The 19,922-nt window shown below is 57.7% G+C and carries 20 protein-coding genes; 18 read left to right on the plus strand and 2 right to left on the minus strand.

All coding sequences use genetic code 11. The annotated features are described in order from the left end of the window. Positions 1–72 precede the first annotated feature (72 nt). The gene (locus tag BLV67_RS23990; RefSeq protein ID WP_069785783.1) at positions 73–1,017 is read right to left on the minus strand and encodes a FecR domain-containing protein; all 945 of its coding nucleotides are present in this window, start codon (positions 1,015–1,017) and stop codon (positions 73–75) included. Further along, the gene (locus BLV67_RS23995) at positions 1,017–1,523 is read right to left on the minus strand and encodes a sigma-70 family RNA polymerase sigma factor (protein WP_069785782.1); all 507 of its coding nucleotides are present in this window, start codon (positions 1,521–1,523) and stop codon (positions 1,017–1,019) included. Before BLV67_RS23995 ends, BLV67_RS23990 begins: the two co-directional genes overlap by 1 nt. Positions 1,524–2,077: 554 nt before the next feature. Between BLV67_RS23995 and mnmG the strand changes: the two genes are divergently transcribed. The 18 genes from mnmG (at position 2,078) to BLV67_RS24085 (ending at position 19,830) form a co-directional block, all read left to right on the plus strand. Then, positions 2,078–3,970 carry a tRNA uridine-5-carboxymethylaminomethyl(34) synthesis enzyme MnmG gene (gene mnmG, locus BLV67_RS24000; RefSeq protein WP_069785823.1) on the plus strand — a complete coding sequence of 631 codons (1,893 nt, stop codon included), beginning with the start codon at positions 2,078–2,080 and terminating at the stop codon, positions 3,968–3,970. After that, complete coding sequence (gene rsmG, locus BLV67_RS24005) at positions 3,967–4,611, plus strand: 16S rRNA (guanine(527)-N(7))-methyltransferase RsmG (protein WP_069785781.1); 645 nt, start codon at positions 3,967–3,969, stop codon at positions 4,609–4,611. Before mnmG ends, rsmG begins: the two co-directional genes overlap by 4 nt. A gap of 18 nt (positions 4,612–4,629) precedes the next feature. Next, positions 4,630–5,427, plus strand: a complete 798-nt coding sequence (locus BLV67_RS24010) for a ParA family protein (protein ID WP_056860944.1) — start codon at positions 4,630–4,632, stop codon at positions 5,425–5,427. Positions 5,428–5,436: 9 nt separating this feature from the next. Next, positions 5,437–6,309, plus strand: coding sequence for a ParB/RepB/Spo0J family partition protein (locus tag BLV67_RS24015; RefSeq protein ID WP_017135124.1), 873 nt, complete (start codon positions 5,437–5,439; stop codon positions 6,307–6,309). A gap of 148 nt (positions 6,310–6,457) precedes the next feature. Beyond that, positions 6,458–6,865: a F0F1 ATP synthase subunit I gene (locus tag BLV67_RS24020; protein WP_010565865.1), complete on the plus strand. Its 408-nt coding sequence runs from the start codon at positions 6,458–6,460 to the stop codon at positions 6,863–6,865. Between the two features lie 16 nt (positions 6,866–6,881). Continuing rightward, entirely contained in the window at positions 6,882–7,751 is an 870-nt protein-coding gene (atpB, locus tag BLV67_RS24025; RefSeq protein WP_017135123.1) for a F0F1 ATP synthase subunit A, read from the plus strand. Between the two features lie 133 nt (positions 7,752–7,884). Further along, positions 7,885–8,142: a F0F1 ATP synthase subunit C gene (gene atpE / locus BLV67_RS24030; RefSeq protein ID WP_002555987.1), complete on the plus strand. Its 258-nt coding sequence runs from the start codon at positions 7,885–7,887 to the stop codon at positions 8,140–8,142. 56 nt (positions 8,143–8,198) lie between these two features. Next, complete coding sequence (locus BLV67_RS24035; RefSeq protein ID WP_056860942.1) at positions 8,199–8,669, plus strand: F0F1 ATP synthase subunit B; 471 nt, start codon at positions 8,199–8,201, stop codon at positions 8,667–8,669. A gap of 12 nt (positions 8,670–8,681) precedes the next feature. Further along, positions 8,682–9,218, plus strand: a complete 537-nt coding sequence (locus BLV67_RS24040) for a F0F1 ATP synthase subunit delta (protein WP_017135121.1) — start codon at positions 8,682–8,684, stop codon at positions 9,216–9,218. Between the two features lie 21 nt (positions 9,219–9,239). Continuing rightward, complete coding sequence (gene atpA / locus BLV67_RS24045) at positions 9,240–10,784, plus strand: F0F1 ATP synthase subunit alpha (RefSeq protein WP_017135120.1); 1,545 nt, start codon at positions 9,240–9,242, stop codon at positions 10,782–10,784. Between the two features lie 50 nt (positions 10,785–10,834). Then, positions 10,835–11,695: a F0F1 ATP synthase subunit gamma gene (gene atpG / locus BLV67_RS24050; RefSeq protein WP_010207685.1), complete on the plus strand. Its 861-nt coding sequence runs from the start codon at positions 10,835–10,837 to the stop codon at positions 11,693–11,695. Positions 11,696–11,722: 27 nt separating this feature from the next. Next, the gene (gene atpD, locus BLV67_RS24055) at positions 11,723–13,102 is read left to right on the plus strand and encodes a F0F1 ATP synthase subunit beta (protein ID WP_056860940.1); all 1,380 of its coding nucleotides are present in this window, start codon (positions 11,723–11,725) and stop codon (positions 13,100–13,102) included. 44 nt (positions 13,103–13,146) lie between these two features. Further along, positions 13,147–13,563, plus strand: coding sequence for a F0F1 ATP synthase subunit epsilon (locus BLV67_RS24060; RefSeq protein WP_032885166.1), 417 nt, complete (start codon positions 13,147–13,149; stop codon positions 13,561–13,563). 123 nt (positions 13,564–13,686) lie between these two features. Further along, positions 13,687–15,054, plus strand: coding sequence for a bifunctional UDP-N-acetylglucosamine diphosphorylase/glucosamine-1-phosphate N-acetyltransferase GlmU (glmU, locus tag BLV67_RS24065; protein ID WP_069785780.1), 1,368 nt, complete (start codon positions 13,687–13,689; stop codon positions 15,052–15,054). A 228-nt stretch (positions 15,055–15,282) separates the two neighbouring features. After that, positions 15,283–16,050, plus strand: coding sequence for a DeoR/GlpR family DNA-binding transcription regulator (locus BLV67_RS24070; RefSeq protein WP_056860938.1), 768 nt, complete (start codon positions 15,283–15,285; stop codon positions 16,048–16,050). 10 nt (positions 16,051–16,060) lie between these two features. Continuing rightward, positions 16,061–17,893, plus strand: a complete 1,833-nt coding sequence (gene glmS / locus BLV67_RS24075; protein WP_069785779.1) for a glutamine--fructose-6-phosphate transaminase (isomerizing) — start codon at positions 16,061–16,063, stop codon at positions 17,891–17,893. Positions 17,894–18,085: 192 nt separating this feature from the next. Next, entirely contained in the window at positions 18,086–18,667 is a 582-nt protein-coding gene (locus tag BLV67_RS24080) for a LemA family protein (protein WP_069785778.1), read from the plus strand. Then, positions 18,664–19,830: a hypothetical protein gene (locus BLV67_RS24085; RefSeq protein WP_069785777.1), complete on the plus strand. Its 1,167-nt coding sequence runs from the start codon at positions 18,664–18,666 to the stop codon at positions 19,828–19,830. Before BLV67_RS24080 ends, BLV67_RS24085 begins: the two co-directional genes overlap by 4 nt. Positions 19,831–19,922: the final 92 nt, after the last annotated feature.

Genomic DNA, 19,922 nt, shown 5'->3' on the forward strand with positions numbered 1-19,922 from the left:
GTAGCGTCGTGATTACCTGTAGGGCCGGGCCAGGTAAAAAAAAGATAACCCCCTGTGGATTATTTTTTGCTTTCAGCCCAGGCGCGTGACCGCGACCCAATAGCGGCTGAAATATTTCACCTGTATCGGCAGCGTGGCTTGCAGGTTAGCCAGTACCGCGTCGGTGGAGTCCAGGCGGAACGTCCCGGAGACTCGCAAACTTGCCGAAGCCGAATCGCATCGCAGAACGCCGGGGCGATAGCGCGCAAGGTCGGCGAGCAGATCCCCAAGGCGAGCGTCGAGAACGATGACCTGGCCATCGACCCAAGCCGCCTGGGTCCGTCGATAGAAATGATTGGGCCCCACATTTCTCCGGTCGAAGTCAGCACTTTCGCCGGCACTGAGTATTCGCTCGTGATCCGGTAGGTCGGCAGGCGAGAGGCTCACTTGGTCTTCCAGCACACCCACGCGAGTTGAGCCCGCTAATTGACGCACGGTAAACCGAGTCCCCAATGCCTGGACCCGGCCTTCGCGGGTTTCGACGTAAAAAGGCGTTTGCCCGCCCAATTTGCCGGTGTGGATAAGTATTTCGCCGTCGCGCAGGCGGACCAGACGCTGGCGTTGATCAAACACCACATCAATGGCGGTGCTGGTGTTCAGATCGATTTGAGTGCCGTCGGCCAGCTCGATGCGCCGGCGTTCACCGACGCGTGTTCGATAATCCGCCCAGAAATTGCCCAAGGGCGTGTGTTGTTGAACATTGAAGCCCAGATAACCGGAGGCGCCCAATACCAACATCCACTTGAGCACCTGGCGCCGTTGTTGCGTGGCTGACAAAGCGCGACGTGTGAAATCCTGGGGCAGGGTGCCGAGGCTGCGCTGTAATTGCTCCAACTGGTTCCATGCCGCTTGGTGAGAGGGATCGCCGTTGAGCCATTGCTGCCAGGCATGCCGTTCGGCCGGGGTAGGCACCTGCGCTTGAAACTGCACGTACCAGCTGGCAGCCGCCTCGAAAACCTTACGATCCGGCGCAGGCATTACAGGCTCGCCATGATCAATGAGCATTCGGTGAGCGCGCGGATCATGTGTTTCTTGACCGTCGTCAGCGATACCTGCAACTGCTCGGCGATCTGTTGATAAGTCAGACCTTCAATCTGCGACAGCATGAAAATATGGCGTGCCCGCCGCCCCAATTCCGACAAGGCTTTATCCACAGCCACCAGGGTTTCGATGATGATCGCCTTGTCTTCTTCACTGATGGCAGTGGCTTCAGGACGCTCGGCCAACGACTGTTTATAAGCCTGTTCAATGGCGGAGCGACGATAGCGGTCAATCACCAAACCCCTGGCGATTGTGGCCAAGTATTCACGCGGTTCGAGAATTTGCCCTGCATGGCGGCCGCCCAGGATACGCACGAAGGTGTCATGTGCCACATCGGCTGCATCGCAAGCGTTGTGCAACTTGCCTTTAAGCCACCCGTGCAGCCATGAATGGTGCTGCTCATAGATGTGCTGGACGACAGCCGTGTGTGAAGGAAAGGGCATAGGGCGCGACATGACGGGTTAATGATAATCGCTATTATTAACTGCACCGCCGAGTTCTCACAATAGCTCTCCTTTTTTTAGATCCAGACACCGAATCGAAAGCTTTGGCGGCCTTGCCATGCCCTCAAATCGGGATTTCTGTGGATTAAGCCCTGTGAATAACCGCGCCTGTGCCCAGTTGATAACAGGGCCTGAAACCTGAGCAAAAACCCCTCTGTGGATAACTGCCCCTTTAATCCACAGGCTTAAAGCACTTATCCAAGGGCCTCATTGGCACATGACCACAGACTTTTGAATCCCTGTACACACCATAAACAGAGGCTTGTAGAGATCTATCCACAGAAAACAGGCTCAGTAGAAATAAACATAAAAACAAAGATCTTATAAATTTCTTCTTTTTTAATTTCTATTGTCTGTGATTCATCCACAGCTGGTTAAATTTTGTGCAAAGGGTTCTTTAGGAAGGGCTAAGTCCCTATACTTGCCGCCAAAGCTTGAAAACTCTTTCAACAAACAATTCCTGATTACCTACATAAGCAGGCACGAGGTGCGTGGTGGATTTCCCTTCCCGTTTTGAAGTGATCGTCATCGGCGGCGGTCATGCCGGTACCGAGGCAGCACTGGCGTCAGCACGCATGGGCGTTAAAACCCTGTTGTTGACGCACAACGTGGAAACCCTCGGTGCCATGAGTTGCAACCCCGCCATCGGCGGGATCGGTAAAAGCCATCTGGTTAAAGAAATTGATGCCCTTGGCGGCGTCATGGCCATGGCTACCGACAAAGGTGGTATTCAATTTCGCGTGCTCAACAGCCGCAAAGGCCCGGCCGTACGCGCTACTCGGGCACAGGCCGACCGTATCCTGTACAAGGCTGCGGTACGTGAAACCCTGGAAAACCAACCGAACCTGTGGATATTTCAGCAAGCTGCCGATGACCTGATCGTCGAACAGGATGTGGTGAAGGGTGTTGTCACGCAGATGGGCCTGCGTTTCTTCGCAGAATCCGTGGTGTTGACCACCGGTACATTCCTCGGCGGACTTATCCACATCGGCATGCAGAACTATTCCGGCGGTCGCGCCGGTGATCCGCCGTCGATTGCCCTGGCAAAACGCCTGCGCGAGTTGCCGCTGCGAGTCGGCCGCTTGAAAACAGGTACCCCGCCGCGTATCGATGGGCGTTCTGTGGATTTCTCGGTGATGACCGAACAAGCCGGTGATACACCGATCCCGGTCATGTCGTTCATGGGCAACAAAGAACAGCACCCCAAACAGGTGAGCTGCTGGATCACCCACACCAACGCCCGCACCCACGAAATCATTGCCGCGAACCTCGACCGTTCGCCGATGTATTCCGGGGTGATCGAGGGTATCGGCCCGCGTTATTGCCCATCGATCGAAGACAAGATTCATCGTTTTGCCGACAAGGAAAGCCACCAGGTTTTCATCGAACCGGAAGGCCTGACCACCCATGAGCTGTACCCGAACGGGATTTCCACATCCTTGCCGTTCGACGTGCAAATTCAGATCGTGCAGTCGATTCGCGGTATGGAAAACGCGCACATCGTGCGTCCGGGCTACGCCATCGAGTACGACTATTTCGACCCGCGTGACCTGAAGTACAGCCTCGAAACCAAAGTTATCGCCGGTCTGTTTTTCGCCGGCCAAATCAATGGCACCACCGGTTACGAAGAAGCCGGCGCCCAAGGTTTGCTCGCCGGGACCAACGCAGCATTGCGCGCGCAGGGCAAAGACAGCTGGTTCCCGCGTCGCGATGAAGCGTACATCGGTGTATTGGTTGATGACCTGATTACCCTGGGCACCCAGGAACCGTACCGGATGTTCACTTCCCGGGCGGAATACCGTTTGATCCTGCGCGAAGACAACGCCGACCTGCGCCTGACCGAAAAAGGTCGCGAGCTGGGCCTGGTCGATGACGCGCGTTGGGCAGCCTTCTGCAAAAAACGCGAAAGCATCACGCTCGAAGAGCAACGTCTGAAAAGTACCTGGGTACGCCCGGGCACCGAGCAGGGCGATGCGATTGCGGAAAAATTCGGCACGCCGCTGACCCACGAGTACAACTTGCTCAACCTGCTGTCCCGTCCGGAAATCGACTACGCTGGTCTGGTCGAAGTGACCGGCCAGGGCGCAGAAGACCCACAGGTTGCCGAGCAGATCGAGATCAAGACCAAATACGCCGGTTACATTGACCGCCAACAGGACGAGATCGCTCGCCTGCGCGCCAGTGAAAACACCAAGCTGCCTGTGGATATCGATTACACCGGGATTTCCGGCTTGTCGAAAGAAATCCAAAGCAAGCTGGGGATAACTCGCCCGGAAACGCTGGGCCAGGCTTCGCGTATTCCAGGCGTCACTCCAGCAGCCATTTCGCTGTTGATGATTCATTTGAAAAAACGCGGCGCGGGCCGTCAGTTGGAGCAAAGCGCTTGAGTTCGTTGGTCACCTCGCAACACGCCGAAGAGTTATCCACAGGTGCACGCCAGTTGGGCGTGCACCTGACCGCAGCCCAGCACGAATTGCTGTTGGGCTACCTGGCCCTGTTGATCAAATGGAACAAGGCCTACAACCTGACCGCAGTGCGCAATCCCGACGAAATGGTTTCGCGGCATTTGCTCGACAGCTTGAGTGTGATGCCGTTTATCGAAAACGGCCGCTGGCTGGACGTGGGCAGTGGCGGTGGCATGCCGGGCATCCCGCTGGCCATCCTGTTTCCCGAGTCGCAAGTGACGTGCCTGGACAGCAACGGCAAGAAAACCCGCTTCCTGACCCAGGTCAAACTCGAGCTCAAGCTGGATAACCTGCAAGTTATCCACAGTCGGGTCGAAGAATTCACGCCTGAACTGCCCTTCAACGGAATTGTTTCCCGGGCCTTCAGCAGCATGGAGAACTTCAGTAACTGGACGCGCCATCTGGGCGACCTCGACACCCGCTGGCTGGCAATGAAGGGCGTTCATCCAAGCGACGAGCTGTTAGCATTGCCGACAGACTTCCACCTCGATAGCGAACACGCCTTGGCCGTACCCGGTTGCCAAGGCCAACGCCATCTGCTGATACTGCGCCGCATGGCATGATTGGGAACACAAGCAAGAATGGCTAAGGTATTCGCGATAGCGAACCAGAAAGGTGGCGTGGGCAAAACCACCACCTGCATCAACCTCGCAGCATCCCTGGTCGCCACCAAGCGCCGGGTGCTGTTGATCGATCTCGATCCACAGGGCAACGCCACCATGGGTAGCGGTGTGGATAAACACGGCCTGGAAAATTCGGTCTACGACTTGCTGATCGGCGAGTGTGACCTGGCCCAGGCCATGCACTACTCCGAGCACGGTGGTTATCAACTGCTGCCGGCGAACCGCGATTTGACCGCGGCGGAAGTGGTGCTGCTCGAAATGCAGATGAAAGAAAGCCGTCTGCGCAGCGCCTTGGCGCCGATCCGCGAGAACTACGATTACATTTTGATCGACTGCCCTCCGTCGCTGTCGATGCTGACGCTCAACGCGCTGGTTGCCGCCGATGGGGTGATTATCCCCATGCAGTGCGAGTACTACGCACTCGAAGGGTTGAGCGACCTTGTGGATAACATCAAGCGTATCGCCGAGCTGCTGAACCCCAACCTGCAGATCGAAGGCCTGCTGCGCACGATGTTCGATCCGCGCCTGAGCCTGATGAACGATGTGTCGGCGCAGCTCAAGGAACACTTTGGCGATCAGTTGTACGACACTGTGATCCCACGCAACATCCGCCTGGCCGAAGCGCCAAGCTACGGCATGCCCGCGCTGGCGTACGACAAATCATCGCGTGGTGCCATAGCCTACCTGGCACTGGCCGGCGAGATGGTTCGCCGTCAACGCCGCAACCCACGCACCGCTGCAGCCCAGCCAACTTAAGGAATCCCCATGGCCGTCAAGAAACGAGGTCTCGGACGTGGACTGGATGCACTGCTGAGTGGTCCGACTGTCACTTCGCTTGAAGAACAAGCGGTGCAGGCCGACGAGCGCGAGCTGCAACACCTGCCGCTGGACCTGATCCAGCGCGGCAAGTACCAGCCACGCCGGGACATGGACCCCCAGGCGCTGGAAGAACTGGCCAACTCGATCAAGGCCCAGGGCGTGATGCAGCCGATTGTTGTGCGCCCGATTGGCGGCGGCCGCTTTGAGATCATCGCCGGTGAACGTCGCTGGCGCGCCAGCCAGCAGGCCGGCAAGGAAACCATCCCGGCGATGGTGCGCGATGTGCCGGATGAAACCGCCATCGCCATGGCATTGATCGAGAACATCCAGCGTGAAGACCTCAACCCGGTCGAAGAAGCGATCGCATTGCAGCGTTTGCAGCAGGAATTCCAGCTGACCCAGCAACAAGTGGCCGACGCGGTGGGTAAATCCCGCGTTACCGTGTCCAACTTGCTGCGTCTGATCGCATTGCCGGAAGTCATCAAGACCATGTTGTCCCACGGCGACCTGGAAATGGGTCATGCCCGTGCTTTGCTCGGTTTGCCGGAAAATCAACAGGTTGAAGGGGCGCGACACGTTGTCGCACGGGGGCTCACGGTGCGTCAGACTGAGGCGCTGGTTCGCCAGTGGCTGAGCGGCAAACCTGCACCGGTCGAAACAGCCAAACCTGATCCGGATATCGCACGCCTCGAACAGCGCCTGGCCGAGCGGCTGGGCTCTGCGGTACAAATTCGTCACGGCAAGAAGGGCAAAGGGCAATTGGTCATCGGATATAACTCGCTTGACGAGCTTCAGGGCGTCCTTGCCCACATCCGCTGAAACATTTGCTTATGTAGCGCGTGATCGGAAAACACTACCCGACAGTTGAATAGGGGCTGAACCGCCCCTATACTCTGCGCGCATTTTGTCGGCACAAATTATGCCAAGTTATTGATTCTCGGCAGCCGACCATTGAGGAGCAAAAGTGATGGAAACCCGCACGCCAAACACGTTGCCGTTCCATCGCTTGGCCGTTTTCCCGGTTTTATTGGCTCAATTTGTCATTTTATTAATCGCCGCGTTGGCGCTTTGGTATTGGCATGGAGTCGTAGCCGGATATTCAGGACTCTGTGGAGGCCTGATAGCCTTGCTGCCCAATATGTATTTTGCTCACAGGGCCTTTCGGTTTTCCGGCGCCCGAGCAGCCCAGGCTATCGTCCGGTCATTTTATGCCGGCGAGGCGGGGAAACTGATTTTGACGGCAGTGCTGTTTGCACTGACCTTTGCAGGTGTGAAGCCATTGGCGCCGCTGGCTGTATTCGGCGTCTTCGTGTTGACCCAACTGGTCAGCTGGTTCGCTCCCCTGCTAATGAAAACAAGACTTTCGAAACCTTAGGGCGTTTGAGGCAACCATGGCAGAAACAACCGCTTCGGGCTATATCCAGCACCACTTGCAGAACCTGACCTTCGGTCAGCTTCCCAACGGCGGCTGGGGCTTCGCCCACACCGCAGCAGAAGCCAAAGAAATGGGTTTCTGGGCTTTCCACCTGGATACTCTGGGCTGGTCGGTCGCATTGGGTCTGATCTTCGTCCTGATTTTCCGCATGGCGGCAAAAAAGGCGACTTCCGGTCAGCCAGGTGCTTTGCAGAACTTCGTTGAAGTATTGGTCGAATTCGTCGATGGCAGCGTGAAAGACAGCTTCCATGGCCGTAGCCCGGTGATTGCACCGCTGGCACTGACCATCTTCGTCTGGGTGTTCCTGATGAACGCCGTCGACCTGATCCCGGTTGACTGGATTCCTCAGCTCGCCATGGCGATCAGCGGCGATCCGCATATTCCATTCCGTGCCGTATCGACCACTGACCCTAACGCTACCCTGGGCATGGCCTTGTCGGTATTCGCGTTGATCATTTTCTACAGCATCAAGATCAAGGGCATCGGCGGCTTCATCGGCGAACTGACCCTGCACCCGTTCGGCAGCAAGAACATTTTTGTTCAAGCCCTGCTGATCCCGGTGAACTTCCTGCTGGAATTCGTCACCCTGATCGCCAAGCCGATTTCCCTGGCTCTGCGACTGTTCGGCAACATGTATGCCGGCGAGCTGGTGTTCATTCTGATCGCTGTGATGTTCGGCAGTGGTCTGCTCTGGCTTAGCGGCCTGGGCATTGTTCTGCAGTGGGCGTGGGCTGTGTTCCACATCCTGATCATCACCCTGCAGGCCTTCATCTTCATGATGCTGACCATCGTCTACCTGTCGATGGCGCACGAAGAGAACCATTAAGGCCAGTCTCGACTAGTCTGATGTCCTTCCCGGTGAAACGGGAAGGTGGCCCACCAGGGCTATGAAACGATTTGTTTTACCGCTTTAAAATCTAAAAAACCTAAACCATACGACGTAAAAGTCGGGAGGAAAGATGGAAACTGTAGTTGGTCTAACCGCTATCGCTGTTGCACTGTTGATCGGCCTGGGCGCCCTGGGTACTGCCATTGGTTTCGGCCTGCTGGGCGGCAAGTTCCTGGAAGGCGCAGCGCGTCAGCCAGAAATGGTTCCAATGCTGCAAGTTAAAATGTTCATCGTTGCCGGTCTGCTCGACGCCGTGACCATGATCGGTGTTGGTATCGCTCTGTTCTTCACCTTCGCGAACCCCTTCGTTGGTCAACTCGCCGGTTAATCACTCGTTTTTTCGAGTGATTGGTGTGTTGTGCAACGAACGAGCGAGGTATTGGCGTGAACATTAATGCAACCATTATTGGTCAGTCCTTAGCGTTCTTGATTTTTGTCGTTTTCTGCATGAAGTTCGTATGGCCTCCGGTCATCGCAGCTTTGCACGAACGTCAAAAGAAGATCGCGGATGGACTGGACGCTGCCAGCCGTGCAGCTCGCGACCTGGAGTTGGCCCAAGAGAAAGCGGGCCATCAACTGCGCGATGCTAAGGCACAGGCAGCTGAAATCATTGAGCAAGCCAAGAAACGCGGTAATCAGATTGTTGAAGAGGCTGTTGAAAAAGCCCGTATCGACGCTGACCGTGTGAAGGTTCAGGCTCAGGCCGAGATCGAGCAGGAATTGAACGGTGTCAAAGATGCGCTGCGTGCCCAACTGGGTGCTCTGGCCGTCGGCGGTGCTGAGAAGATCCTGGGTGCCACAATCGATCAAAACGCGCACGCGGAGCTGGTTAACAAACTGGCTGCTGAAATCTAAGCGAGGGCGATCATGGCAGAATTGACCACGTTGGCCCGACCTTACGCTAAGGCAGCCTTCGAGCACGCCCAGGCCCACCAGCAGCTGGCCTCTTGGTCAGCCATGCTCGGCCTGGCTGCAGCAGTGTCGCAAGACGACACCATGCAGCGCGTGCTCAAGGCCCCGCGACTGACGAGCGCAGACAAGGCCGCCACTTTTATTGAAGTGTGCGGCGACAAGTTTGATGTGAAGGTGCAGAACTTCATCCACGTCGTTGCCGAAAACGACCGTCTCCCGCTTTTGCCGGAGATCGCCGCTCTGTTCGACCTGTACAAGGCCGAAGAAGAGAAATCGGTAGACGTTGAAGTGACCAGTGCTTTTGCATTGAACCAAGAACAGCAAGACAAACTCGCCAAGGTTCTCAGTGCACGACTCAATCGGGAAGTGCGCCTGCAAGCTTCGGAGGACGCATCCCTGATTGGTGGTGTTGTTATCCGTGCCGGCGACCTGGTTATCGATGGCTCGATTCGCGGCAAAATCGCGAAACTTGCCGAAGCATTGAAATCTTGAGTTTGAAGGGGCAGCAGAGCAATGCAGCAACTCAATCCTTCCGAAATAAGTGAAATTATCAAGGGCCGCATCGACAAGCTCGATGTGACCTCCCAAGCCCGTAACGAAGGCACTGTCGTCAGCGTATCTGACGGCATCGTGCGGATTCACGGTCTGGCCGACGTAATGTACGGCGAGATGATCGAGTTTCCGGGCGGCGTCTACGGTATGGCCCTCAACCTGGAGCAAGACTCCGTAGGTGCCGTTGTATTGGGCGCGTACACCAGTCTGGCTGAAGGCATGAGCGCCAAGTGCACAGGCCGCATCCTGGAAGTTCCGGTAGGTAAGGAACTGCTGGGTCGCGTAGTCGACGCACTGGGTAACCCTGTTGACGGTAAAGGTCCACTGGGCAACACCGAGACCGACGCGGTCGAGAAAGTTGCTCCAGGCGTGATCTGGCGTAAGTCGGTAGACCAGCCTGTACAGACTGGCTACAAGGCTGTCGATGCCATGATCCCAGTCGGCCGTGGCCAGCGTGAGCTGATCATCGGTGACCGTCAGATCGGTAAAACCGCTCTGGCGATCGACGCGATCATCAACCAGAAAGACAGCGGCATTTTCTGCGTCTACGTAGCCATTGGTCAGAAGCAATCGACCATCGCCAACGTGGTTCGCAAGCTGGAAGAAAACGGCGCCCTGGCCAACACGATCATCGTGGCTGCCAGTGCTTCGGAATCTCCTGCGCTGCAATTCCTGGCACCGTACTCCGGTTGCACCATGGGTGAATTCTTCCGCGACCGCGGTGAAGACGCGCTGATCGTTTATGACGATCTGTCCAAGCAAGCAGTGGCTTACCGCCAGATTTCCCTGCTGCTGCGCCGTCCACCAGGCCGTGAAGCTTACCCAGGCGACGTGTTCTATCTCCACTCCCGTCTGCTGGAGCGCGCATCCCGCGTTTCGGAAGAATACGTAGAGAAGTTCACCAACGGCGCAGTGACCGGCAAAACCGGTTCCCTGACCGCACTGCCGATCATCGAAACCCAGGCTGGCGACGTTTCCGCGTTCGTTCCGACCAACGTGATTTCCATCACCGACGGTCAGATCTTCCTGGAATCGGCCATGTTCAACTCCGGGATCCGTCCTGCTGTGAACGCCGGTGTTTCGGTATCCCGTGTGGGTGGTGCCGCTCAGACCAAGATCATCAAGAAGCTCTCCGGTGGTATCCGTACCGCTCTGGCTCAGTACCGTGAACTGGCGGCATTCGCCCAGTTCGCTTCTGACCTGGACGAAGCGACCCGTAAGCAACTTGAGCATGGTCAGCGCGTTACCGAGCTGATGAAGCAGAAGCAATACGCCCCAATGTCGATCGCTGACATGGCGTTGTCGCTGTATGCCGCTGAGCGTGGGTTCCTGACTGACGTCGAAATCACCAAGGTCGGCAGCTTCGAACAAGCGCTGATTGCTTACTTCAACCGCGATCATGCCGACTTGTTGGCCAAGATCAACGTGAAGGGTGACTTCAATGACGAAATCGATGCTGGCATGAAAGCCGGTATCGAGAAGTTCAAGGCCACCCAAACCTGGTAAGCCGCAGCGGGAGCCGCAAGGCTCCCGCTTGCTAACCTGATAGGTGTTACATGGCAGGCGCAAAAGAGATTCGCAGTAAGATTGCGAGCATCAAAAGCACGCAAAAGATTACCAGCGCCATGGAAAAAGTGGCGGTCAGCAAAATGCGCAAGGCACAAATGCGCATGGCTGCTAGCCGTCCTTATGCGGAGCGTATCCGCCAGGTAATTGGGCATTTGGCTAACGCCAACCCGGAATACCGCCACCCGTTCATGATCGACCGCGAAGTTAAGCGTGTGGGTTATGTGGTAGTGAGCAGTGACCGTGGTTTGTGCGGTGGTCTGAATACCAACCTGTTCAAGGCCCTGGTCAAGGACATGGCGGTAAACCGCGAAAAGGGCGTCGAGATCGATCTGTGTGTAGTTGGTAGCAAGGGTGCGGCCTTTTTCCGCAACTTCGGCGGTAACGTCGTTGCAGCTATCAGCCACCTGGGTGAAGAGCCGTCGATCAATGATTTGATCGGCAGTGTGAAGGTGATGCTGGATGCGTACCTGGAAGGCCGGATTGACCGCCTGTCCGTGGTATCCAACAAGTTCATCAACACCATGACCCAGCAGCCAACCGTGGAGCAATTGATTCCACTGGTGGCGACTCCGGATCAGGAACTCAAGCACCACTGGGACTACCTCTACGAACCAGACGCCAAAGAGCTGCTTGACGGCTTGATGGTGCGCTACGTGGAGTCGCAGGTGTACCAGGCGGTGGTCGAGAACAACGCAGCTGAACAAGCGGCGCGGATGATCGCGATGAAAAACGCTACCGATAACGCCGGTGATCTGATCAGCGATTTGCAGCTGATCTACAACAAGGCGCGTCAGGCTGCGATCACCCAAGAGATCTCGGAAATCGTCGGCGGCGCTGCCGCGGTTTAACGGTTCAAATATTCAGAGGATCCAGCTATGAGTAGCGGACGTATCGTTCAAATCATCGGCGCCGTTATCGACGTGGAATTTCCACGCGACAGCGTACCGAGCATCTACAACGCTTTGAAAGTACAAAGCGATGCCGGCACCACTCTGGAAGTTCAGCAGCAGCTGGGCGACGGTGTGGTACGGACCATTGCAATGGGTTCCACCGAAGGCCTGAAACGTGGTCTGGGTGTGCTTGACACTGGCGCTGCCATCTCCGTACCGGTCGGTAAAGCGACCCTGGGCCGGATCATGGACGTACTGGGCAACCCGATTGACGAAGCTGGCCCGATCGACACCGAAGAGCGCTGGGGCATTCACCGTCCAGCACCTTCGTTTGCCGAACAAGCTGGCGGCAACGATCTGCTAGAAACCGGTATCAAGGTTATCGACCTGGTTTGCCCGTTCGCCAAAGGCGGTAAAGTCGGTCTGTTCGGTGGTGCCGGTGTAGGCAAAACCGTAAACATGATGGAACTGATCCGTAACATCGCCATCGAGCACAGCGGTTATTCCGTGTTCGCCGGTGTGGGTGAGCGTACTCGTGAGGGTAACGACTTCTACCACGAGATGAAGGACTCCAACGTTCTGGACAAAGTGGCACTGGTTTACGGTCAGATGAACGAGCCGCCGGGTAACCGTCTGCGCGTAGCACTGACTGGCCTGACCATGGCCGAGAAGTTCCGTGACGAAGGTAACGACGTTCTGCTGTTCGTCGACAACATCTATCGTTACACCTTGGCCGGTACTGAAGTATCCGCACTGCTGGGCCGTATGCCTTCCGCAGTAGGTTACCAGCCGACCCTGGCCGAAGAGATGGGCGTTCTGCAAGAACGTATCACTTCGACCAAAGAAGGTTCGATCACCTCGATCCAAGCGGTATACGTACCTGCGGATGACTTGACTGACCCGTCGCCTGCGACCACCTTCGCCCACTTGGACGCCACCGTCGTTCTGTCCCGTGACATCGCTTCCCTGGGTATCTACCCGGCGGTCGATCCACTCGACTCGACTTCGCGCCAGCTGGACCCGAACGTGATCGGCCAGGAGCACTACGACACCGCTCGCGGCGTTCAGTACGTGCTGCAGCGTTACAAAGAACTGAAGGACATCATTGCGATCCTGGGTATGGACGAGCTGTCGGAAGCCGACAAGCAGTTGGTAAACCGTGCTCGTAAGATCCAGCGTTTCTTGTCGCAGCCGTTCTTCGTGGCTGAAGTCTTCACCGGTGCTTCGGGTAAATACGTTTCCCTGAAAGACACCATTGCTGGCTTCAAAGGCATCCTCAACGGTGACTACGACCACCTGCCAGAACAAGCGTTCTACATGGTCGGCGGCATCGAAGAAGCGATCGAGAAAGCCAAGAAACTGTAATCTCGGCGCCCGGTAACGGGCGCTCATCAGGTTGAGGCAATCAGATGGCTATGACAGTCCATTGCGATATCGTCAGCGCGGAAGGGGAAATCTTCTCCGGTCTGGTAGAAATGGTGATTGCACACGGCGAACTCGGTGACCTGGGTATTGCCATGGGCCACGCGCCGTTGATCACCAGCTTGAAGCCAGGTCCGATCACTCTGACCAAGCAAGGCGGGGAACGTGAGGTGTTTTACATCTCCGGCGGTTTCCTCGAGGTTCAGCCGAACATGGTCAAGGTACTTGCCGACACCGTGCAACGTGCTGGCGACTTGGATGAAGCCTCCGCTCAGGAAGCCGTAAAGGCTGCCGAGAAGGCCCTGAACGAAAAGGGTGCGGACTTCGACTACAGCGCTGCTGCTGTACGTCTGGCCGAGGCTGCAGCTCAGCTGCGCACGCTCCAGCAGATCCGCAAGAAGTAAGTGGCCTGGCCGCAATACTTCAAGCGCGATTGATTAAAAAGGGTAGCCTCGGCTACCCTTTTTCTTTTTCAGCAAAACACTTCTCTGGTCTGAAGCCGGACCGCCCAGGATTGGTAGCCATTCATGTCTCTTGAAATCGTCATTCTCGCCGCAGGCCAGGGCACCCGCATGCGTTCAGCCCTGCCCAAGGTGCTGCACCCGGTCGCGGGCAATTCCATGCTCGGTCATGTTATCCACAGCGCCCGACAACTGGACCCACAGCGCATTCACGTAGTGATCGGCCACGGCGCTGAAGTGGTGCGTGAACGCCTGGCCGCGGATGACCTGAATTTCGTGTTGCAGGACAAGCAACTGGGCACCGGCCACGCGACAGCGCAAGCTGTGCCGTTCATTAGCGCCGACACCGTACTGATCCTCTACGGCGACGTACCGCTTATCGAAGTCGAAACCCTGCAACGCCTGCTCAAGCACGTCGTACCTGGCCAGATGGGCCTGCTCACCGTTGAGCTCGACGACCCTACCGGCTACGGCCGCATCGTGCGCGATGCGAGCGGCAAGGTCGCCGCCATCGTCGAACACAAAGACGCCAGCGAAGCCCAACGCGCGATAACTGAAGGCAACACCGGCATTCTCGCCGTACCGGCCAACAGGCTGGCGGACTGGATGAGCCGTTTGTCCAACAACAACGCCCAGGGCGAGTACTACCTCACCGACGTCATCGAAATGGCCGTCAGTGACGGCTTGCTGGTCGCCACCGAGCAGCCCCATGACCCGATGGAAGTGCAGGGCGCCAACGACCGCAAGCAGCTTGCCGAGCTGGAGCGTCACTACCAACTGCGTGAAGGTCGCCGCCTGATGGCCCAGGGCGTAACCCTGCGCGATCCGGCGCGCTTCGATGTGCGTGGTGAGGTCACTGTCGGCCGCGATGTGCTGATCGACATCAACGTGATCCTTGAAGGCCGCGTGATCATTGAAGACGACGTGGTGATTGGCCCGAACTGCGTGATCAAGGACAGCACGTTGCGCAAAGGCGTGGTGGTCAAGGCTAACAGCCATCTGGACGGTGCCGTGATGGGCGAGGGCAGTGATGCCGGTCCGTTTGCGCGCCTTCGTCCGGGCAGTGTGTTGGGGGCCCGTGCGCACGTCGGCAACTTCGTCGAACTCAAGAACGCGAAAATGGGCGACGACGCCAAGGCCGGTCACTTGGCCTACCTCGGCGATGCGGTGATCGGCGCGCGCAGCAACATCGGCGCCGGTGCGATCACCTGCAACTACGATGGCGCCAACAAGTACCAGACCACCATTGGTGAAGACGTGTTTATCGGCTCCAACAACTCGCTGATTGCGCCGGTCACCATCGGTGATGGTTCCAACACAGCGGCGGGTTCGACCATCAACCAGGATGTGGATAAGTCCCAACTGGCTGTGGCCCGGGCCCGCCAGCGCAATATCGACGGCTGGAAACGCCCGGTCAAAATCAAAAAGACCTGAGTTATCCACAACCTCAAAATCAATACAGTTCAAATGTGGGAGCGGGCTTGCTCGCGAAAGCGTTCGGTCAGGCACTGAAAAGTTGACTGACACACCGCATTCGCGAGCAAGCCCGCTCCCACATTTTGCTTAGTGCTGTGTCAAAAAACTTTTCGATCTGCTTGACGATCTTTCGCCAATAGGTTTTGATTGCCTTCGTTATCTTTCGAAACGAAACTTATCACTACCATGTCGAAACGAAATACACCCCAACGACGCCACAACATTCTGACGCTGCTCAATGAACTGGGCGAAGTCAGCGTGGACGACTTGGCCAAGCGTTTCGAAACCTCGGAAGTGACCATCCGCAAGGACCTCGCCGCCCTCGAAAGCAATGGCCTGCTGCTGCGCCGCTACGGTGGCGCTATTACCATGCCCCAGGAACTGGTCGGCGACGCCGCGCAGCCCATCTCGGCCTATAAGCGCGCCATCGCCCGTGCAGCCGTCATGCGCTTGCGTGAACATGCACGCATCATTATCGACAGCGGCAGCACCACCGCCGCCATGATCCCGGAGTTGGGCCATCAGCCCGGCCTGGTGGTGATGACCAACTCCCTGCATGTAGCCCGTGCCCTGAGCGAGCTGGAGCATGAGCCGGTGCTGTTGATGACCGGCGGCACCTGGGACCCGCATTCGGATTCGTTCCAGGGCCAGGTCGCCGAGCAGGTGCTGCGCTCCTACGACTTTGATCAGTTGTTTATCGGCGCCGACGGCATCGACCTGGCGCGTGGCACCACCACCTTTAACGAACTGCTGGGCCTGAGCCGTGTCATGGCCGAGGTCGCCCGTGAAGTGGTGGTGATGGTCGAATCCGACAAGATCGGTCGCAAGATTCCCAACCTGGAACTGCCCTGGAGCAGCGTCCATACCCTTATTACCGATGATCGCCTGCCGCTTGAGGCCCGCGACCAGATCCAAGCCCGCGGCATTACGCTGATATGCGCGGCAATCATCTAGGAGATACACCATGTGTGGAATTGTAGGCGCAGTCGCTGAACGCAACGTCACCGCCATCCTGCTTGAAGGCCTCAAACGTCTGGAATACCGCGGCTATGACAGCGCCGGTGTAGCCGTATTTACCAACGCCGGCAAGCTCGAGCGCATGCGCCGCCCAGGCAAAGTCAGCGAACTGGAACAAGCTTTGCTCGGCGAGCCGCTGGTGGGTCGTCTCGGCATCGCCCACACCCGTTGGGCTACCCACGGTGCACCGTGCGAACGTAACGCTCACCCGCATTTCTCCGGCGACCTGGCAGTTGTGCACAACGGCATCATCGAAAACCACGAAGTGCTGCGCGAACAGCTCAAGGGCTTGGGCTACGAGTTCACCTCAGACACCGACACCGAAGTCATCGCCCACCTGCTCAACCACAAGCTCAAGGACCTCGGCGACCTGACCGTCGCGCTCAAGGCTACGGTCAAGGAACTGCACGGCGCCTACGGCCTGGCCGTGGTCTGCGCCAGCCAACCCGACCGCGTGGTGGCCGCGCGCAGTGGCAGCCCGTTGGTGATTGGCCTGGGCCTGGGCGAAAACTTCCTCGCCTCCGACCAATTGGCCCTGCGCCAGGTCACCGACCGCTTCATGTACCTGGAAGAAGGCGATATCGCCGATATTCGCCGTGAAAGCGTGCAGATCTGGGACGTCAACGGCGTGCCCGTCGAACGCGAAGCCGTGCAATACCGCGACGGCGCCGAAGCTGCCGACAAGGGCGAATTCCGCCACTTCATGCTCAAGGAAATCCACGAGCAACCGTCCGTGGTGCAACGCACCCTGGAAGGCCGCCTGAGCCAGAACCAAGTGCTGGTCAACGCCTTCGGCCCACAAGCCGCCGAGCTGTTCGCCAAAGTGCGCAATGTGCAGATCGTCGCCTGCGGCACCAGCTACCACGCCGGTATGGTTGCCCGTTACTGGCTCGAAGAACTGGCCGGCATCCCGTGCCAGGTCGAAGTCGCCAGCGAGTTCCGCTACCGCAAGGTGGTGGTGCAGCCCGACACCCTGTTCGTGACCATCTCCCAGTCCGGCGAAACCGCCGACACCCTGGCCGCGCTGCGTAATGCCAAAGAACTCGGCTTCCTTGGCAGCCTGGCGATCTGCAACGTCAGCATCAGCTCACTGGTGCGTGAATCCGACCTGACCCTGTTGACCCAGGCCGGTCGCGAAATCGGCGTGGCGTCCACCAAAGCCTTTACAACCCAACTCGTTGGCCTGTTGCTGCTGACCCTGTCCCTGGGCCAGGTGCGCGGCACCCTCGCCGAAGGCGTCGAAGCCACATTGGTCGAAGAACTGCGCCGCCTGCCGACCCGCCTGGGCGAAGCCCTGGCCATGGACAGCACCGTGGAAAAAGTCGCCGAACTGTTCGCCGACAAAAACCACACCCTGTTCCTCGGCCGTGGCGCGCAATACCCGGTGGCGATGGAAGGCTCGCTCAAGCTCAAGGAAATCTCGTACATCCACGCCGAAGCCTACCCGGCCGGCGAGCTCAAACACGGCCCATTGGCCCTGGTGGATGACGACATGCCGGTGGTCACCGTCGCGCCGAACAACGAACTGCTGGAAAAACTCAAATCCAACCTGCAGGAAGTGCGCGCGCGTGGCGGTCAGCTAATCGTGTTTGCCGATGAAAAAGCCGGCATGACCAACGCCGAAGGCACTCACGTCATCAACATGCCGCACATCCACGACACCCTGTCGCCGATCCTCTACACCATCCCGTTGCAGCTGCTGTCGTATTACGTTGCCGTGCTCAAGGGCACCGACGTTGACCAGCCGCGTAACCTGGCGAAGTCGGTGACGGTGGAGTAATACGATTCGATTGGTGGTCACCTAAAAAACCCTCGGATATCGAGGGTTTTTTATGCGCCTTGAACAGGGGGAAGCCCCTTGAATAACCGATCATCGGCGTTTGTGGTTTTTGTGCACCAATACCGTATGCCGCTCTCAAGTTCCCCCTAGAATGCCTCCCTGTGGATAACTCAGCCAGGGAACGCCTTCACCATGAACATAGAACTGCTTATCGCCGGTATCGTCGTGCTGATCATTGTCGTCGGCCTGGTCGGCTGGATGGTTGGTGTCTACAACGGCCTGGTGATGCGGCGCAACGATGTGGATAAAGCCTTCGCCAACATCGACGTGCTGCTCAAGCAACGGGCCGATCAGATCCCCGACCTGATGCGCGTGGTGCAGACTGCCATGAACCATGAGAACGCGCTGTTCACGCGTCTGAGCGATGCGCGCACTCAATACCTGAACGCCAGCAGCCTCAACGCCAAGGTCGATGCGTCCAACCAACTCAACGCGGCGCTCAAGTCGGTGATTGCGGTGGCGGAGAGTTATCCGGCGCTGATTTCGGGGCCGAACATGGTCGAGTTGCAACAGGCTATCTCGGCCGTGGAGGAGCGCATTGCTGACCGGCGTGAGTTCTTCAATGAGTCGGTGAACCTCTACAACATCGCCATTGCGGTGTTCCCCGACCTGTTTTTTGCGCGGATGCTCAGCTATCAGCGCATTCCGCTGTTGGCCATCAGCGCCGAAGAAACCCGCTACGAAGGCGTGAAGCTTGAGGTGCCGGGGGCATGAAAACCACCCAGGCGGGCGTTGTGGTGAAAAAGCCGAAGTGGAAAACTGCGCTGGCGCTGGTGTTCCTCGCCGGCTTTATCGCCTTGATGGTTTACGCGCCAAACATCCTGATCGCGCTGTTTTTCCCCGTGGGCATTCTGGTCGGTTTGCTGGTCAGCTTTGGCCCCAGTTTCTACAAAACCGAGCAGCGCCTGGCCACCAGTCAGATTCGTTCGCTGGCCATGGGCCTGGTGGAAGTGCGCGGTAAGGTGGTTGCCGACCAGACCATGCTGTCGCCGGTCTACGGCAAGCCGTGCGTGGGTTACGTGCTGATTGTCGAAGAGGGGACCAAAGACAAGGACGGCGATTGGAGTTGGAGCCGGGTGTTGGGTGAGGCGCGCTGTCATGACTTCCGGCTGCAGGACGCCGGCGGTGAGGCCCGCGTGATTGCCGAAGGGATCGACCTGTTTGGCAATAAATCGCCAGACGAGTACGAACTGCTGGGCAGTTCCCGCCGCCAGGGTGAAATCCTGTTGGTCCAGGACCTGGACGTGATGCTGATTGGTGACGCCGGTGAGCGTGAAGGCCAAACCGTTATTTCACAGGGCAAACACCCTAAGGCGGTGTTTGGCGTGGCATTGACCGAGGATGTGGAAAACCGCCGAGTGCTGGCGCCTTTATGGCGCGCCGGTGGTTTTTATGGCGCGGTGATAGCGCTGCTCGGGGTCGGCGTCATGGCCATGACCCCTGCGCATTTCGCTCAACTGCATTTGCCCGGCCCCGAGACTTATCCACAGATGGTCGAACGGGGTCCGTTCTATCAACTGCTCGCCTGGCTATACCGCGAGGGCGGCTTTCAGATTCCGTTCATGGCCGCGTTTGGTTTCTTTCTGGCCCTTATCGTCGTCATGATGGCCACGCGGTTGGTCCTGCCCAAAGGTATTCGCCTGGCCGTGGGGCGCGTATTGGGAGCATGGATGGGCTTGGGCATGGTGATTGGCGGCGTTGTGACCCTGCTGCTGTTCGTTGCCCATGTGGATACGATGAAGCTGTTTCTGGTGTGGATGCTGATCCTGCTGGGCACCCTGGTGTTCTCGATCTTCGAGCAGAGAAAGCTCGGCGCGGCGTACAACCATTACGCCAAGCGCGTGGGCAAAGCCAGCTTCGGCGACGAAGACGCCTGATCAGGGCGATTGAAGAAGCAAGAACACAATCCTCAAAGCAGCAAAGATCCCTGTGGGAGCGGGCTTGCCCGCGAAGACGTCGGCCCAGTCAT

The sequence above is a fragment of the Pseudomonas salomonii genome, from assembly GCF_900107155.1.
In the GTDB taxonomy this organism is placed as follows: Bacteria; Pseudomonadota; Gammaproteobacteria; order Pseudomonadales; family Pseudomonadaceae; genus Aquipseudomonas; species Aquipseudomonas salomonii.

What these genes read in the sequence shown, in the direction of transcription:
- BLV67_RS24010 (WP_056860944.1), top strand. Translation starts at nt 4,630, where the DNA reads ATGGCTAAGGTATTCGCGATAGCGAACCAGAAAGGTGGCGTGGGCAAA.
- BLV67_RS24040 (WP_017135121.1), top strand. Translation starts at nt 8,682, where the DNA reads ATGGCAGAATTGACCACGTTGGCCCGACCTTACGCTAAGGCAGCCTTC.
- glmU (WP_069785780.1), top strand. Translation starts at nt 13,687, where the DNA reads ATGTCTCTTGAAATCGTCATTCTCGCCGCAGGCCAGGGCACCCGCATG.
- BLV67_RS23995 (WP_069785782.1), bottom strand. Translation starts at nt 1,523, where the DNA reads ATGCCCTTTCCTTCACACACGGCTGTCGTCCAGCACATCTATGAGCAG.
- BLV67_RS24020 (WP_010565865.1), top strand. Translation starts at nt 6,458, where the DNA reads ATGGAAACCCGCACGCCAAACACGTTGCCGTTCCATCGCTTGGCCGTT.
- atpE (WP_002555987.1), top strand. Translation starts at nt 7,885, where the DNA reads ATGGAAACTGTAGTTGGTCTAACCGCTATCGCTGTTGCACTGTTGATC.
- BLV67_RS24085 (WP_069785777.1), top strand. Translation starts at nt 18,664, where the DNA reads ATGAAAACCACCCAGGCGGGCGTTGTGGTGAAAAAGCCGAAGTGGAAA.
- glmS (WP_069785779.1), top strand. Translation starts at nt 16,061, where the DNA reads ATGTGTGGAATTGTAGGCGCAGTCGCTGAACGCAACGTCACCGCCATC.
- BLV67_RS24070 (WP_056860938.1), top strand. Translation starts at nt 15,283, where the DNA reads ATGTCGAAACGAAATACACCCCAACGACGCCACAACATTCTGACGCTG.
- BLV67_RS24080 (WP_069785778.1), top strand. Translation starts at nt 18,086, where the DNA reads ATGAACATAGAACTGCTTATCGCCGGTATCGTCGTGCTGATCATTGTC.
- atpA (WP_017135120.1), top strand. Translation starts at nt 9,240, where the DNA reads ATGCAGCAACTCAATCCTTCCGAAATAAGTGAAATTATCAAGGGCCGC.
- atpD (WP_056860940.1), top strand. Translation starts at nt 11,723, where the DNA reads ATGAGTAGCGGACGTATCGTTCAAATCATCGGCGCCGTTATCGACGTG.
- atpB (WP_017135123.1), top strand. Translation starts at nt 6,882, where the DNA reads ATGGCAGAAACAACCGCTTCGGGCTATATCCAGCACCACTTGCAGAAC.
- atpG (WP_010207685.1), top strand. Translation starts at nt 10,835, where the DNA reads ATGGCAGGCGCAAAAGAGATTCGCAGTAAGATTGCGAGCATCAAAAGC.
- BLV67_RS23990 (WP_069785783.1), bottom strand. Translation starts at nt 1,017, where the DNA reads ATGCCTGCGCCGGATCGTAAGGTTTTCGAGGCGGCTGCCAGCTGGTAC.
- BLV67_RS24015 (WP_017135124.1), top strand. Translation starts at nt 5,437, where the DNA reads ATGGCCGTCAAGAAACGAGGTCTCGGACGTGGACTGGATGCACTGCTG.
- BLV67_RS24060 (WP_032885166.1), top strand. Translation starts at nt 13,147, where the DNA reads ATGGCTATGACAGTCCATTGCGATATCGTCAGCGCGGAAGGGGAAATC.